12 protein-coding genes are annotated in these 15,007 nt (G+C 74.7%); 6 read left to right on the forward strand and 6 right to left on the reverse strand.

Annotation, left to right across the window (positions count from 1 at the left end; all coding sequences use genetic code 11):
- Window positions 1-26 precede the first annotated feature (26 nt).
- Window positions 27-1,013, reverse strand: coding sequence for a helix-turn-helix domain-containing protein (locus CP968_RS06600; protein WP_229886085.1), 987 nt, complete (start codon window positions 1,011-1,013; stop codon window positions 27-29).
- A 216-nt stretch (window positions 1,014-1,229) separates the two neighbouring features.
- Between CP968_RS06600 and CP968_RS06605 the strand changes: the two genes are divergently transcribed.
- The 3 genes from CP968_RS06605 (at window position 1,230) to CP968_RS06615 (ending at window position 3,704) form a co-directional block, all read left to right on the forward strand.
- On the forward strand, window positions 1,230-1,898 hold the full coding sequence (locus CP968_RS06605) for a helix-turn-helix domain-containing protein (RefSeq protein WP_150517102.1): 669 nt from the start codon (window positions 1,230-1,232) through the stop codon (window positions 1,896-1,898).
- A 64-nt stretch (window positions 1,899-1,962) separates the two neighbouring features.
- On the forward strand, window positions 1,963-2,520 hold the full coding sequence (locus CP968_RS06610) for a toxin-antitoxin system, toxin component (RefSeq protein ID WP_150517103.1): 558 nt from the start codon (window positions 1,963-1,965) through the stop codon (window positions 2,518-2,520).
- Window positions 2,517-3,704 carry an MAB_1171c family putative transporter gene (locus tag CP968_RS06615; protein WP_150517104.1) on the forward strand — a complete coding sequence of 396 codons (1,188 nt, stop codon included), beginning with the start codon at window positions 2,517-2,519 and terminating at the stop codon, window positions 3,702-3,704. The genes CP968_RS06610 and CP968_RS06615 overlap by 4 nt, the downstream gene beginning before the upstream one ends.
- A 51-nt stretch (window positions 3,705-3,755) precedes the next feature.
- Here the strand turns inward: CP968_RS06615 and CP968_RS06620 are convergent, their stop codons facing one another.
- The 3 genes from CP968_RS06620 to CP968_RS06630 all read right to left on the reverse strand — a co-directional run bounded on the left by CP968_RS06620 (window position 3,756) and on the right by CP968_RS06630 (window position 6,302).
- Entirely contained in the window at window positions 3,756-4,535 is a 780-nt protein-coding gene (locus tag CP968_RS06620) for a bestrophin-like domain (protein ID WP_150517105.1), read from the reverse strand.
- 84 nt (window positions 4,536-4,619) lie between these two features.
- Window positions 4,620-5,192: a hypothetical protein gene (locus CP968_RS06625; protein WP_150517106.1), complete on the reverse strand. Its 573-nt coding sequence runs from the start codon at window positions 5,190-5,192 to the stop codon at window positions 4,620-4,622.
- Window positions 5,193-5,348: 156 nt separating this feature from the next.
- A complete protein-coding gene (locus CP968_RS06630) occupies window positions 5,349-6,302 on the reverse strand; it encodes a helix-turn-helix transcriptional regulator (protein WP_150517107.1) in 954 nt (317 codons plus the stop codon).
- Between the two features lie 357 nt (window positions 6,303-6,659).
- On the opposite strand from CP968_RS06630, the gene CP968_RS06635 reads away from it, so the two are divergent.
- A complete protein-coding gene (locus tag CP968_RS06635; RefSeq protein WP_373304020.1) occupies window positions 6,660-8,225 on the forward strand; it encodes a YfcC family protein in 1,566 nt (521 codons plus the stop codon).
- A 97-nt stretch (window positions 8,226-8,322) separates the two neighbouring features.
- On the opposite strand, the gene metG is transcribed toward CP968_RS06635, so the two are convergent.
- Window positions 8,323-10,038, reverse strand: coding sequence for a methionine--tRNA ligase (gene metG, locus CP968_RS06640; protein WP_150517108.1), 1,716 nt, complete (start codon window positions 10,036-10,038; stop codon window positions 8,323-8,325).
- Window positions 10,039-10,315: 277 nt separating this feature from the next.
- Window positions 10,316-12,280: a hypothetical protein gene (locus tag CP968_RS06645; protein WP_229886084.1), complete on the reverse strand. Its 1,965-nt coding sequence runs from the start codon at window positions 12,278-12,280 to the stop codon at window positions 10,316-10,318.
- 306 nt (window positions 12,281-12,586) lie between these two features.
- Between CP968_RS06645 and CP968_RS06650 the strand changes: the two genes are divergently transcribed.
- Window positions 12,587-13,117, forward strand: a complete 531-nt coding sequence (locus tag CP968_RS06650; RefSeq protein WP_229886082.1) for a sigma factor-like helix-turn-helix DNA-binding protein — start codon at window positions 12,587-12,589, stop codon at window positions 13,115-13,117.
- Window positions 13,114-14,964, forward strand: coding sequence for an IclR family transcriptional regulator domain-containing protein (locus CP968_RS35535; RefSeq protein ID WP_229886080.1), 1,851 nt, complete (start codon window positions 13,114-13,116; stop codon window positions 14,962-14,964). Before CP968_RS06650 ends, CP968_RS35535 begins: the two co-directional genes overlap by 4 nt.
- The last annotated feature ends 43 nt before the right edge of the window (window positions 14,965-15,007 follow it).

Below are 15,007 nucleotides of genomic sequence, written 5' to 3' on the forward strand. Positions count from 1 at the left end.
CTCCCCCGGCGGGCGCCGTGCGCGGGCTACTCCCCCAGCGACGGCACGGCGCGCAGCCGGCTGTTGCGCTGCTGGGGGAAGCCGCCGACCGGGGCCGGCCCGGTGGGCGCGCCCTGCGGGGCGGAGAGGATCAGGGTGATCCGGGTCAGACCCATCCCGTCCAGCATCCGGCTGGTTTCGGCCACCATCCGGCAGCGGACCAGACCCCACCGCGGGTCGGGGTGGCGCACGGTGCGCACCGCTCCGTCCTGCTCGGCGGCCTGCGCGCCGTGGGTGCTCAGCCAGTGCGGCACCCCGTACCGGTAGGCCGCCTCCATGAACGGGTCGCGGGCCACCTCCTGGCGGATGCTGCGCAGCCCCTCGTCCTCGGGGGCGGCGGCCAGCGCGGTCGCGAAGCGGGCCAGCAGCGGTACGCACCAGGCCGGTTCGTGGTCCTCCAGCACCGCGGCCGCGTCCGGATGGAACAGCACGAAGCGCAGGAAGTTGTCGTCCGGCAGGGCCGTCGGATGCGGCCGTACGGACTGGAACAGCCGGTCGAAGGCCGAGTTGGTGAGCGCGACGTCCCACCGGTGGTCCACGAGGAAGCTGGGGTAGGGCACGGCCTCCATGAGGGCCGCGTAGTCGCACAGGTAGTCGCGCTGCGCGGGGTCCTCCGGCAGCCGGTTCTCCTCTGCGGCCCGCCACGTGGGCGGCGGGTCGCGGTCGACCATGACGCGGAAGAGCCAGAAGCACTGGCGCTCGCTCATCTCCAACGCCTCTGCCAGGGCCAGCAGTTTGCGGTCCGTCCACTCCTTGACCAGTCCGCGCTCCCAATTCCCGTAGGCGCGGACACTGATGCGCAGACGCGCGGCGAGGTCCTCCTGGCTCAGGCCCAGTTCCTCGCGGCGCTGGCGCAATATCTCCTTGCGTCGCTCCGACCGCACGGCGCCGCGTGCGGACTCTTCGCCCGCCAGGCGCTCCTCACCGGCTCGGGCGAGGTCATCGGACGGGCCCACCGCTGCGAGATGTGGCACCGAGAGCTCCCCCTCCTCACGGTCTGGATCTTCATTTCCGTGTGGCGATCCTGCTACCGACTTCATTCGAGTGTCAACTATTGTGGCAATTCCAGCCTCTTGACAGCTCATTCCCGCCACAGCTGTGGCACGTTCTAGCCCTTCGCATCAGGACCGGATAGATTCCAGAAGCCGACCGTGCCCGAACCGACCTCGCGCGATCTAGGAGAACCACTGGTGACAGACGGCTTCCCGGCTCCCGTCGCGGTGGCCCACGCACCCCTGGCAGCCACCGTCACGCGCGTCGCCGAACTCGCGGGCAAGATGGGCCGCGACCTCAACCAGGTCTTCGACCTGCGGCGCCTCTCCGAGGCCTCCGGCGTGCCCACGGACGTGGTGAGAACCCTGCTCGACGGCAGACCCGCGGGCGAACCCGACCTGCAGACCCGCTTCCTCCAGCGGCTGGACCTGCTGCGGCGCACCCGGGTCAAGTCCAACGGCCGCCGCTACACGCAGCAGGAGATCGCCGACGGCGCCGGGATGTCCCGACAGCAGGCCGGCGCCCTGATCAACGGGGACCGCCGCCCCACCATGGAGCACTGCGACGCGATCCAGCGCTTCTTCGGGGTGCACGCCGGGTTCCTCACCGCACACGACGCCGACGCCCTCACGGACGCGCTCCAGCGGACCGAGCAGCAGCTGCTCCAGGACTTCGCGGGGCGCGCCCGGGAAACCGCACAGGCCGCGGCCGCTTCGGCGGGTGATCCGCTGGCAAGACTCCTGCAGAACCACGGCGTCCGGGGCATCGCCTGGCGCGCCGCCCAACTGCCCAGCGACAAGCACCGGGACAAGGTGACCGAATGGCTGGACATGCTTCTCGAAAGCGTCAAACCGAACGAATCCTGACCCAGTCGAAAGTCTGGGTCTGATCCTTGAGTCCTGATCCGGATCCGCGCCGACGGGGAGAACGGTGAGCATAGGCAGAGAGCAGCGGCGGCTGTGCGGGGAACTGGTGGCCGGCATCCGGCTCACCGCCCCCGTGGAACCCGTGGACCTCTACGCCGCCCTCTGCGAGGGCATGAGCAGACACCGTGGCCGCCGGGTGGACTTCCGGATGGCAGCCTTCCCGCCAGGGACGGCCAGCGGCCTGTGGCTCGACATGGCGGACCGCGATCTCGTGGTCATCGAGGAACGCACCGCACCCGACCACCAGCTGGTCATCCTGGGCCACGAGCTGTGGCACATGAAGGCCGGCCACTGCAGCCACCACGTCGACGGCGCCGCCGTCGCCGCCCGGCTGCTGTCCGACCAGGCCGACATCGGCGAGACCGTTCGCCGTGTCGCCGCGCGCACGCGCGCCGACGTCCGGGAGGAGACGGAGGCGGAAACGTTCGGCCTGCTGCTGGGCAGCAGGTGCCGGACCTGGCTGGCCGGCTCGTCGAGCCACCGGGCCCCGGCACAGCGTGACCAGTTGGCGGGCCGCATCGAGGCCTCGCTCGGATACCGGGGGCACAGGAACGACCGTTGAACGGCCAGGACTACTACATTCCCGCAGCCGCGATGGCGGTCGCCCTCGCCTTCAAGCTGCCCGCCCTGCGGCACAGCTGGCGCGACCCGCTGCTGCGGTCGGTCTGTGCGCTCGTCCTGCTGGCCGGAGCCGTCTTCACCTTCGCCGCCCCGCCCACCATCGGGGCGGTCAACCGCTGGTCCGGGATCGCCAACTTCTCGGCCCCGCTGGTGTACTGCCTGATCACCGCCTTCAGCGCCTCCTGCCTGGTCCTGGTCGTGAACTGGCGGGGCGGACCGCCCGAGAAGACCCGCCGGGTCTCGCGCATGTGGATCACGGTGTACGCCGTCGTGGTGGTCTGCCTGGTCGTGCTCTTCGCGCTGGGCGACGCCTCGGTCGAGCGGCTGCGCGACCTGGACACGTACTACGCCAACACCCCCTACATCCGGGAGATGATCGCCCTCTACCTGGCGGCCCACTGCGTGGCGGCGGTGGTGATGGTGTCGCTCTGCTGGCGCTGGTCGCTCCAGGTCCGCGGCTGGCTGCGGGTGGGGCTGATGATCATCGTCGCCGGCTACGTCTTCAACCTCGGCTACGACGCCACCAAGATCACGTCGGTGGTCGCCCGGTGGACCGGCCACGACCTCGACTTCCTGAGCACCTTCGTCGCCCCGCCGCTCGCCTCCCTGGGCGCCCTGGTCAGCGCGATCGGCTTCGTCGTGCCGCTGGTCTGCCAGCGCCTGTCGGACAACTGGCAGTCCTGGACCACCTACCGCAGGCTCGGCGCGCTCTGGCAGGAGGTGCAGATCTCCGCTCCCGAGGGCACCCCCTCCGTGCAGATGTCCTGGTGGTCCGCGGCCGAGCTGCGGGTGATCCAGCGCGAGTCGGACATCCACGACGGCTTCCTGCACCTCGGCCCGTACTTCGACCGGGCCCTGCGCGACGGCGTCCACGCACGCGCCACCGCGGACGGCGCCGACGAGGACACCGCACGCGCGGTCGCCGACGCCGCCATGGTGACGGCCGCCGTACGGGCCCGCTCCGAGGACCCGGAGGGCGCGGTCATCGGGTCCGGCGAGGAGACCGTGCTCGACACCGCCGACGGGCCGCGCGACCTGCTGCGGATCTCGCACGCGCTGCGGCACGCGCCCATGGTGCAGGCGGTGCGGCAGCAGACGGCCCTGCCGGCGGCCGGCCCGGCCTGACCCGCCCGGGCGGCCCGGTGACCGGCCGGGTCGGGCCGGGTGCCCGCCGGATCAGCGGGCGGCCGCCGCCACCGACAGCGTCGGGAAGAGGTCCTGGAAGGGCCCGGCGGAGTCGATCCCGTCCCGTCCGTACGGCGCGTCGAAGCTCCACACCATGAACAGCAGGAAGACGATCAGCGCGCTGAACAGCCCGGCCAGCAGCAGCTCCCGGCCCGAGCGGCGGATCTGCAGGGTGAAGATCAGCCCCACCGTGACCACCCCGCCGACCAGCAGCCCGAACCACACCACGCCCGGCAGCGTGGACTCGTCGCTCTGGGTCCGCGAGTGCCGGGCGTCGTCGGCGGCCGCGATGTGGTCCAGCAGCGGCTGGTAGGCCTGTGCCTGGAGTTCGTTGGAGGGGCTCTGGTGGGTGACGTCGCTGCGCAGCTTGCCGAGCAGTTGTGCGCCCTCGGGCGAGGCGCCCTCCCCCGAGACCAGCAGCGGCCAGTCCACCGCGACGGTGTGGGACACGTACGCGTCCACCTCGCCGCGGATGCGGTCGCGCACGGGCGCCGGGTAGACGTCGGCGCGCTGGGTCACCTCGTACAGCGACTGGGCCTCGCGGCGCACGCTGTCCTCGGCGGACCCGCGCGCCTCCCAGACGCCCGCGATGGCGAGGCCCAGCACGATCGCGTAGACCACCCCCACCATCATCACCATGTACTCGATGACGTCGGGGGTTTCGCTGGTGTCCTCGTCAGCGGCGACCCGGCGGTGCCGGATCGTGGTGATGGCGAGGACGAGGGCGCAGACGAGCGCCATGGCGATGGCCAGGACCAGCCATTCGGACACGTGGATTCTCCCGTGGTGGATCGGTGGGGTGGGTGGAGCGGTGGGGTCGGCGGTGCGCGGACCGGGTGCCCGGGGGCGGGACGGTCAGCCGCGCCGCCTGGAGCCCGGGCGCAGGGCGGCGGCCGCGAGCACGGCCGGGGTGGTGACGACGGTCATGAGCATCACGGTGGACAGGCCGCCCGGGGTGCGCCGCTGCAGGGCCACCGCGCGGTACGGACGCATGTGGAAGGCGCTCACCCGCGCCGCGACCGGCGCCGCCCGGGGCGGAGCCGGGGACGGCGCGGGCGTCGGTCCGACGGCGGCCGCGACGTCCGGCCCGGCCTCCGGCGGCTTCGCGTCCCCGGCGTCCGGCGCCGGCGCCGGCGCCGGCCGGGCGGCCGGTGCGGACGACGGGGGCGGGGCGGCGGGCAGCGGGGTCCGCCCCGGATGGTGCACGGTCGGCCGTCCCGGGCCGGGCGCGGTCGGCCGCACCGTGGGCCGGCCGGAGGGGTCGGCCGCGGGCGGCCGTACGACGAGGTGCCCGTGCGGGCCACCGGGCACGCAGAGGTCGACCCGGGCGCCGCGGCCGTGGCCGTCGCCCGCGACCGCCACGTGGCCGTACAGCGGGCACAGCGCCGCCACCAGACCCGCCCCGGCGAGGTACTGCCAAGCGGTCACCGCGCGTCCTCCCGTTCCGCAGCCGATGTAGGGGTACGGCTGAAGAAACGATCACGGGCGCGCTTCGACACGCCGCGCGCGGCACCGGATCCGGCACGGCCCTGCGCGGTTCGAGGCGATGGGCCGCGGCGCGGCCCGGCGCGCGCCGGGACCGGGCTACGCCGGAGGCGTCCGCACCGGTCCGGCGGCCGGACCGAGGCCCTCGCCCGGACGCGACGCCGACGACGCAGACGCGGCCGCCGACGCCGACGCCTCCGAGAGGATGCGCAGGGCGGCTTCCGAGGGCGAGCCGGCCTCCGCGGTGTAGGTGATCAGCGTCTGGTCCGGGTCGTCCGGCAGGTTGAGGCTCTCGTAGGCGAGGGTGAACTCGCCGACCAGCGGGTGGCGCAGGTGGTAGCCGCCGTGCGTCTTCCCCCGTACCTCCTGCTCCGCCCACAATCCGTTGAACTCGGGGCTCCGCTCGCCCAGTTCGGCGATCAGCGCCGCGAACCGCGGATCGTGCGGGTGGCGTCCGAGGTCGAAGCGGAGGAAGGCGACGAGATCGCGCGCCTTGCGCTCCCAGTTGACGAACCGGCCGCGCACCTCGGGGTCGAGGAAGACCAGCCAGGCCTTGTTGCGGTGCTCGGGCGGCAGGGCGCCGAAGTCCGTGACCAGGGTGGCGAAGAGCGGGTTCCAGGCGAGGATGTCGGTGCGCCGGCCCACCACGAAGGCAGGGGTCTCCGGCATCGACTCCAGCAGCCTGCGCAGCCCGGCCCGCACCTCCTGCGGCTCCCGCGCCCCGTCGAGGGCCGCCGCGGCCCGTACGGACCCGGCGCCGCGACCCGCCGTGCGGACCAGCCGGGTGAGGTGGGCGGTCTCGGCGTCGTCCAGGCGCAGCGCGACGGCGACGGCGCCGAGGACGGCGTCCGAGACGTTCCCGGCGCGGCCCTGCTCGAAGCGCGTGTAGTAGTCCACGCTGACGCCGGCCAGCCGGGCGAGCTCCTCGCGGCGCAGCCCCGGCACCCGGCGGCGGCCCCCGAGGGAGCGCAGCCCGGCGTCCTCGGGCCGGATGCGCCCGCGGCGGGAGCGAAGGAAGTCTCCGAGTTCTGCCTTGGGGCCGCTCTGGTTCATACCTGGATTCTAGGCGCGGATGCGGGTTCGGCCGCGCCCGAGCACCGTCCCCACCTCGCCTTATGTGCCGTTCACCCCCTTCACCCGCCCGGCCCACCCCTCACGGCGGGCGCCCCTGCCGCGGCCCATGATCGGAGGGAGCACTCTGCGCGCAGCGCGGGGCACCAGAGGGACGGTGGCGATGGAACGGGACGGTCTCGGCAGCCCGGCGGACCGGACGGTGCGCCGCACGGCCGGACGCGGACCCGCGCCGCGGGCCCCGTACCCGGACCGGACGGTGCGCCGCACGGCCGGACCGCGGTCCGCGCCGCGGGCCCCGTACGCCGTCGCGGGGTCCGGTCCGCGCGGGGGCCTGCGGTGACCACCGCCCCTCCGCTGCCGCCCACCCCTCCCGTACCGCCCGCCGAGCCCGGCGCGGACCCTGCCGGTGCGCCCGCACCCGGCGGCCGGTTCCGCCTCCCCTCCGCGCTGACCGTCCTGGCCCTCGTCACGGTGGCCGTCTGGCTGCTGGCCTTCCTCGTCCCGGCCGGGCAGTACGACCGCGATGCCGACGGCTCGCCCGTCTCCGGCACCTACCACCGGGTCCACGCCCCCCAGAGCCTCACCGAGCGCCTGCGGGACCTGTTCCTCTCGCCCGTCAACGGCCTCTACGGGCTTCGCGACCCGGTGACCGGCGAGGTCGGCCCCACCTTCGCCGGCGAGCTGTACGGGAGCGCGGGGGTCTTCCTGTTCGTCCTGGCCATCGGCGCGTTCATCACGGTCGTCTTCGCCACCGGCGCCCTCGACCGCGGCATCGCCCGGCTCGCCCACCGGCTGCGCGACCGCGGCGCGCTGCTGATCACCGCCGTCATGCTGGTGTTCTCCGTGCTCGGCACGGTGGAGGGGTTCGCGGAGGAGACGCTCGGGTTCTACGGGCTCCTGGTGCCGATGATGCTGGCCCTCGGCTACGACCGGCTCGTCGCCGTCGGCTCGGCGATCCTGGGCGCGGGCGTCGGCGTCCTGTGCTCGACGGTGAACCCGTTCGCCACCGGCGTGGCCTCCTCGGCCGCCGGCATCTCGCTGGGCGACGGCATCGTGCTGCGGTTCGCGATGTGGGTGGTGCTGACCGCCGTGACGATCCTCTACGTCGTCCGGTACGCGCGGCGCGTCCAGCGGGACCCGGCCGCCTCCCTGTGCGGATTCCTGCCCGGCGACCGCGCCCAGCGCGCCACCGGCGCCGAGGTGGCGGCACCGGAGCTGACCGGCCTGCACCGCACGGTGCTGGCGCTGCTCGCCCTGGTCTTCGGGTTCATGGTCTTCTCGGTGGTGCCCTGGCGCGGCGCGCTGACCGGCCGGGCGGACGCGGCCCCGTACGCCTGGGAGCTGGGCTGGTCCTTCGCCGAGCTCTCGGCGCTGTTCCTGTGCGCGGCGGTGCTGGTGGGACTGGTGGCGCGGCTGGGCGAGGCGAAGCTCAGCAGCACGATCGTCCGGGGCGCGGCGGACTTCACCTCCCCCGCGCTGGTCATCATGCTGGCCCGCGGGGTCACCGTCATCATGAACAATGCGAAGATCACCGACACGGTCCTGCACGCCGTCGAGGGCGTGGTCCGGGGCACCTCGTCCGGTGTCTTCGCCGTGATCGTCTTCGTGGTCAACCTGCCGCTGGCCTTCCTGATCCCCTCGACCTCCGGCCACGCCACCCTCGCCATGCCGATCCTGGCCCCGCTCGCCGACTTCGCTGGCGTCTCCCGGGCGCTGGTGGTCACGGCCTGGCAGTCGGCGAGCGGCTGGATGAACCTCTGGGTGCCGACCACGGCCGTGACCATCGGCGGCGTCGCCCTGGCCAAGGTCGGCTACGACACGTACCTGCGCTTCGTCTGGCCCCTGTTGGCGATCCTGGCCGTGCTGATCTGCGGGTTCCTGGTCCTGGGCGCGACGGTCTGACCCGTCCGCGGTGCGGGCGGGGCCGGGCCGCGGGCGGGCACGCGTGAGGGGCGCGACCCCGACGGGTCGCGCCCCTCACGCGTGGCGGCCGGGAGCCTCAGGCGTCCGGCGATCCGCCGAAGCGCTCGCGGTAGGACTCCAGGTCGTCTTCGGTGATCTTCGCGAAGAGCACCGGCGGCACGGTGAACGGAGTCCCCGCCGGGACCGCGTCCAGGGACCTGGCCTGCTCCGGGGTGACCCACGACGCGGTGTCGTCGGCCAGCGCGAACGCGGAGCGCATGGCGGCCGCCGAGGCCGGGATGAAGGGCTCGGAGACCACCGAGTAGAGGTGGATGAGGTTCATCGCGGTGCGCAGGGTCAGCGCCGCGCCCTCCGGGTCCGTCTTGATCTCCAGCCAGGGGGCCTTCTCCTCCAGGTAGGAGTTTCCGGCCGACCACAGCGCGCGCAGGGCCGCCGCGGCCTTGCGGTACTGGAGGGTCTCCATGTGGTTCTCGTACTCGGCGAGGAGCTCGGCGATCTGGCCGCCCAGCTTCGCCTCGGCCTCGCCGGCCGCGTTGCCCGCCGGGACCTCGTCGCCGAAGCGCTTGCGGGAGAAGGACAGCACCCGGTTGACGAAGTTGCCCAGGGTGTCGGCGAGGTCCTTGTTGACTGTGGCGGTGAAGTGCTCCCACGTGAACGAGGAGTCGTCGGACTCGGGCGCGTTGGCGATGAGGAAGTAGCGCCAGTAGTCGGCCGGGAGGATGTCGAGGGCCTGGTCGGTGAAGACGCCGCGCTTCTGCGAGGTGGAGAACTTGCCGCCGTAGTACGTCAGCCAGTTGAACGCCTTGACGTAGTCGACCTTCTTCCACGGCTCGCGGGTGCCCAGCTCGGTTGCCGGGAACATGACGGTGTGGAAGGGGACGTTGTCCTTGGCCATGAACTGGGTGTAGCGGACGTCCGCGGCCTCGTACCACCACGCCTTGTGGTCGCGGCCGGCCGGGTCGGCGTCCGCCCACTCCTTGGTGGCGGCGATGTACTCGATCGGCGCGTCGAACCAGACGTAGAAGACCTTGCCCGCGGCGGCCAGCTCGGGCCACGTGTCGGCCGGCACCGGGACGCCCCAGTCCAGGTCGCGGGTGATGGCGCGGTCGTGCAGGCCCTCGGTCAGCCACTTGCGGGCGATGGAGGAGGCCAGCTGCGGCCACTCCTCCTCGTGCTCCGCCACCCAGGCCTCGACCTCGACCTGGAGCTTGGACTGGAGGAGGAAGAGGTGCGTGGTCTCCCGTACCTCCAGGTCGGTGGAGCCGGAGATGGCCGAGCGGGGCTCGATCAGGTCCGTCGGGTCCAGGACGCGGGTGCAGTTCTCGCACTGGTCGCCGCGGGCCTTGTCGTAGCCGCAGTGCGGACAGGTGCCCTCGACGTAGCGGTCGGGCAGGAAGCGGCCGTCGGCCGGCGAGTACACCTGCCGGATCGCGCGCTCCTCGATGAAGCCGTTCCGCTGGAGCTGCCGGGCGAAGTGCTGGGTGATCTCGGCGTTCTGCGCGGAGGAGCTGCGGCCGAAGTGGTCGAAGGACAGCCGGAAGCCGTCGTAGACCGCCTTCTGGGCGTCGTGTGCCTGCGCGCAGAATTCGGCGACGGAGACGCCGGCTTCCTTCGCGGCGAGTTCGGCGGGGGTGCCGTGCTCGTCGGTGGCGCAGATGTACAGGACGTCGTGGCCGCGCTGGCGGAGGTACCGGGAGTACACGTCCGCCGGAAGCATCGACCCGACCATGTTGCCCAGGTGCTTGATCCCGTTGATGTACGGAAGCGCGCTGGTGATCAGGTGTCGAGCCATCCTCGGATGCTCCATTTCCTCTGTGCGGTGCAGCGTGACGTGACGGAATGTGAACGCGGTTCATCGTATCGAACCGCCGAAAGGCCCCGCGCCGCATTTGTTCTGGTGGACTAAACGCAAAAGCGAGGGCAGTGACCTCTCCGTCACGGCCCTCGCGATCGCGCCCATGCTACAGCCGGTCGGCCGGCCCCCGGACCGCCGGGAGCCCGTGCGCCACCGGCCCCGCCCGACGGTCCGTCCGACAGTCCGTCCGACAGTCCGTCCGACAGTCCCGCCTCTAGTCCCGTCCCCCCGACGCCCCGTCGAGCGCGGTGATCCGGGCCCCGCTCGCGAGCCGGGCGGTGAGGGTCACCGGGGCGCCCGCCTCCGCGGCGGGCGCGGCCAGGCTGCGGCCGGCGGCCTCCGCGCGGACCGCGCCGGCCGCGCTGATGGCGGCGACCTCCCGGCTCCCGGCGGCCAGCAGGTACCAGCGGCCGGCGGGCGAGCGCCACCGGGTGCCCGCCAGCAGGTGCTGCCCGAAGCGTCCGCAGGCCGCCGTGGACCGGGCCCGCGCGACGTCCAGCGACGGGCCGGCCGGTGGCCGCAGCTGCACCAGTACGTCGCCGGGACCGGCCCAGCCGGAGGCCCGGGTGCAGGACCACACGGCGCGGCCGGCGCCCTCGGGGAGCTGGGAGTCGGCGAAGTCCCATACGTTGACGGCGCGTACGGCGCCCCCGCCCAGCTCGCGCAGCCGGCACGCGGCCGGCACCCAGGCGGCGCGCGCGGCCGGCCCGGTGACCTCGCGCGGCTGCCGCGCGGGGACGGCGCCCGGTCCGTCGGGCAGCGGGGTGTAGGTCAGGTGGACGGGGGACAGCGCGCCCAGGTCGGCGAGGACGAAGGCGTGCTTCTCGACGATCCGGGCCGAGGAGGTGAGTTCGAGGACCGGCCAGGAGCCGCAGGCCCCGTCGGAGGGGGGCACCGCGACCGGCGCCGTGACCCCGTCGGCCGCCACGGCCAGCGGTGCGGCGCCGTCCCCGGCCCGGAGCAGGTCGCGGGTACCGGCCCGGTCGACCCACGGGGCGAGCAGGTAGCGGGCGGCTCCCCCCGCGGTGTTGCGGACGACGGTGAGCGCGGCGGCGGTGGTCACCCCGGCGTCGTCGGTACGGGCGAAGGCGAGCTCCCGTGCGCGCGGCCCGTCGGCGGCTTCGGCGTAGCGGACCACGCGGTCCCCGTCGAGCAGCAGCACGACGGCCCGGCCCTCGCTGTCCCCGGCGTACAGCAGGTGCGGCGGCCGGGCCGGCGGGTCGGTCGCGGTGCCGGGCGCGGCGACGACGGGGACCCCGCCCGGCCGGGCCGCCCAGGTGCCCAGCGCCCGCGCCAGCAGGGCCCGGTCGGCGGTGCGCGCGCCGCGGGCCGGCCAGGCGGTGAAGTCCACGCGGGCGGTGTCGGCCCAGGCCTCGGCCGGGACCCGGACCAGCCGTGCGGGGTCGAGGGCCCCGGCGGCCACGGGTCCGGCGGCGGGGGTGACCTCGGGCCGGGGCGGCGGGGCATCGGCGAGCACCACCCCGGTGACGAGCGCGACGACGGCCGCCGCGCCCCACCCGGCCCGGACCCGGCGGCGGCGCCGGAGCAGGTCGGTGGGGCGGGTGCTGACCACGCTGGCGTCGAACTCCGGGTGGCGCAGGGCGGCCGGCAGGGCTTCGTCGACGGGCAGGGCGAGGGCTTCGCGGACCCCGTCGGCCGGGTCGGCGACGCCGGCCGCGCCGAGGAGTCGGACCACCGCCTCCTCGGGCAGCCCGTCCATGCGGTGGAGGACGAAGGCGGCCCGGACCGGCCCCGGCGCCCCGGTCAGGACCCGGGCGGCCTCGTCGATGCCGCCGGCCGGGGGCCACAGCCGCAGCCCCCAGACGAACGGCGGGACCGGCGGCCAGCCGGCCCGCGCCAGGGCCGCGCGCACCCGTCCGGCCGGGGCGAGGGCGGCGCGCAGCACCCGGACGCGCACCTCGGAGAGCGGGCCGGGGCCGTCGGGCCCCCCGACGGCACCGGGTGCGGGCCCGCCGGGGCCGGGCCCGCCTATGCTGCGCCCTATGCCCCGGGGCAGGGCCCGCTGCACCGCCCGGTGGGCCAGCAGTACGCGTGCGTGACGCCCGAAGGAGTCGGGGAGGGTGACGTACGCCAGCCGTACCAGTTGGGGGTACTGCTCGACGAGGACCGCCTCGGCCTGTTCGACTGCCGTGGAGCCGAATCGCTGCGATGTGCTCACGCTCAGACAAACGAGTGAATCTTGGGATGGTCACATCCAGTGCACCGCGCGTCGGCTCCCCACGGGGTCCGTTCCGGCTCCGGCATATGCATCCGCGCTGGTTGAGCGAGTGGCCGATCGACATCGATCATCTACTGATCATCACCGAACGTAATATTTCCATGTTTCTTCTCTGCGCCCTGCTCGTGCGCCCGCGCTGGTTCTCTGGGAGCGGCACAGGGAGGGGGCGGAGCGGTGAGCGAAGGCGGACCGGAGGAATCCGGCGGGGCGGTGGGGCTGCCCAGCAGGCACCGGCGACCGACTCCCATGAGCCAGTGGGGTCCGACGGCGCGCCTGTCGTACTGGGCCTTCCACGCCGACCGGCGGCCCGCGTACATGCGCTTCGCCTACCTGCACCTGGGCTCCGACCGGGGCGCGGAACAGGCGGTGGACGCCGCCTTCGACACCATCATGGGCGAATGGCTCCGGATGCTGCACATGGACCGGCTGGACGCCTACGCCTGGACCGTGCTCAAGCGCTGCATAGTCGACCGCCAGCACCCCCGCGACCCCTGGCGGCACCGCCCCGAGCCGATGGACACCAGCGCCTTCGAGGCCGCCCTCCGGGAGGCCCGGGCCGACCGGTACGAGGTGCTGACCGACACCATCCGCTTCTACTCCGCCGTCTCCCGACTGGTGGAGCGGCAGCGCGACGCCGTCCTCCTGCGCTACGGCCTGCGGTGCACCCCCGGCGAGGCCGCCGCCGTGATGGGCGTCGACGAGGCCACGGTCCGCTCCCACCTCGGCCAGGCCCACCGCCGGCTCGCCCGGCTGCTCGACACGTCCGCCGGGTCATGAGGCCCTTCGAACGGCGCGAGCGGCCGGAGGACGCCCCCCTCCCCCGCTCCCTGGCCGAACTCCTCGCCCGCGCGGGCGTCCGCGACCGCTACCCGCACTACGACCTCGGCGCGGCCGAGGCCCGGCTGCTGCGCGCCACCCCCCGCCCGCCCGCCGGGCACCGCGCCCGGCGCCGTCCGGACCACGGCTGGAGCGACCCGGCCCGGGACTGCCCGCTCGACGCCGAGCAGGCCCGCCGCGACCTCAAGGCCGCCTGCCTGGCCGCCGTGTGCGCGCCGGGAGCCGGGGCCCGGCTCGACTCCTTCGCCGACGGCGGGCGCACCGACCTGCCCGGCGCCGTCGTCTTCGGCTGCGTGCTCCACCTCTCGGGACTGCGCGAAGGGGCCCGCTTCTGGTGGCAGTTCGCCGCCGGCTCCGGCAGCGCGCGGACCTCGACCGCCGCGTACTGCCTCTTCCTCGACCACTCCCGGCGCGGCGAGCACCACGACGCCCGGTTCTGGGCCCGCGAGCTGGGCCGCCGCGGCTTCCGGCCGGGCGGCCGCCGGGACCTGCGCGAGGTACGGCTGTGCGCGCAGGCCGCCGTCCTGCGGTACGTCGACCAGCACGACGACCCCGACCTGGGGCCGGTGCCGCTGCCCCGGCCCGGGCTGTCGGCGGTGCTGGGCGGCTTCCGGCCGCCCGGGCCCGCCGTCGTACGGGTGGCCGCGCCGCGCCCGGCCCCCGGCGCGCTGCGCCACCCGGCGCTGACGGCCGCGGCCCGCGGGACGGTCGTCCAGGCCGGGACCGGAGCGGCCCTGGCGGAGGCCCGCCGCGCGCTGACCGTCGTCACGCTCCTGGACCGGTACCCGCTCGGGGTCCGAACGGCCCGGCTCGCCCGGCGGTCGGGGCTGTCCGAGGCGGAGCTCGACCGGGTGCTGTCGATGCTGTGCGAGGAGGGGTACGCGTGCCGGCCCGGCGCCGGGGTGTACGCCCGCGGCCCCGCCCTGGACCGGCTCGCCGCCCCGGGCGGCCTGGCGGCCCAACTGCAGGGCACCCTGGCCCTGGCCCGCGACGGCGCGGGGGCCGCGGTCTACCTGGGCAGGTACGCCGAGGGCGAGGTCCGGATCACCCAGACGGCGGCCGGACCCGGGGCCCCGGCCGTCCGGGAGTGGGTCGACTTCCGCGACGCCGCCCACGCCAGCGCGGTCGGCAAGTGCCTGCTGGCCCAGCTCGACCACGACCGGCGCGCCGACCACGTGGCCCGGCACCGCCCGGCCCGGCTCACCGCGCGGACCATCACCGACAGCCGGACCCTGTTCACGTCCCTGGACGCGGTGGCTCCGGGCGCGCCCGTCTTCGACCTGCGGGAGTACTCGTCCCGCGTCGTCTGCGCGGCGGTCCCGATCACTGCGGGCGGCGCGGCCGGAACCCTCGCGCTGTCCCTGCCCGCACCCCGCGCCCACCGGCTGCGGGCCGCCACGGAGGCACTGCGCCGCACGGCGGTCCCGGTCCTCCTCGCCCTGCTCCTGTCGGGCGCGATCCCGCCCGACGCCCAGGCCGCCCCGGACGCCCCCCACGCACGGCGCCCCGTCACCGCGCCGCCCCCGGCCGGCCCGCCTCCGACGCGCACCCCGGCCACCGCGGAGACCCTCCGCCACCTCCGGCGCCTCTTCCGCACCCAGCTGACCGGCACGACGGCCGCACCCACCGGCCCCCACCTGGTCACCGACACCACGGCGGCGGCCGCGTACCTCTTCGCCGCCGCCCCGCCGACGGACGAGCCCCGCCTGTGCCTCCCCCAGACCTACACCCCGCTCACCCAGGGCGCCCTCACCACCCCGAACGGCCTGGTGGTCCTGCACCCCTGAGGGACCCCAGGGCATCCGAACCGCCCCGGAACGCAAAAGAACC

Origin of the sequence: Streptomyces subrutilus (assembly GCF_008704535.1) — a bacterium.
Classification (GTDB): domain Bacteria; phylum Actinomycetota; class Actinomycetes; order Streptomycetales; family Streptomycetaceae; genus Streptomyces; species Streptomyces subrutilus.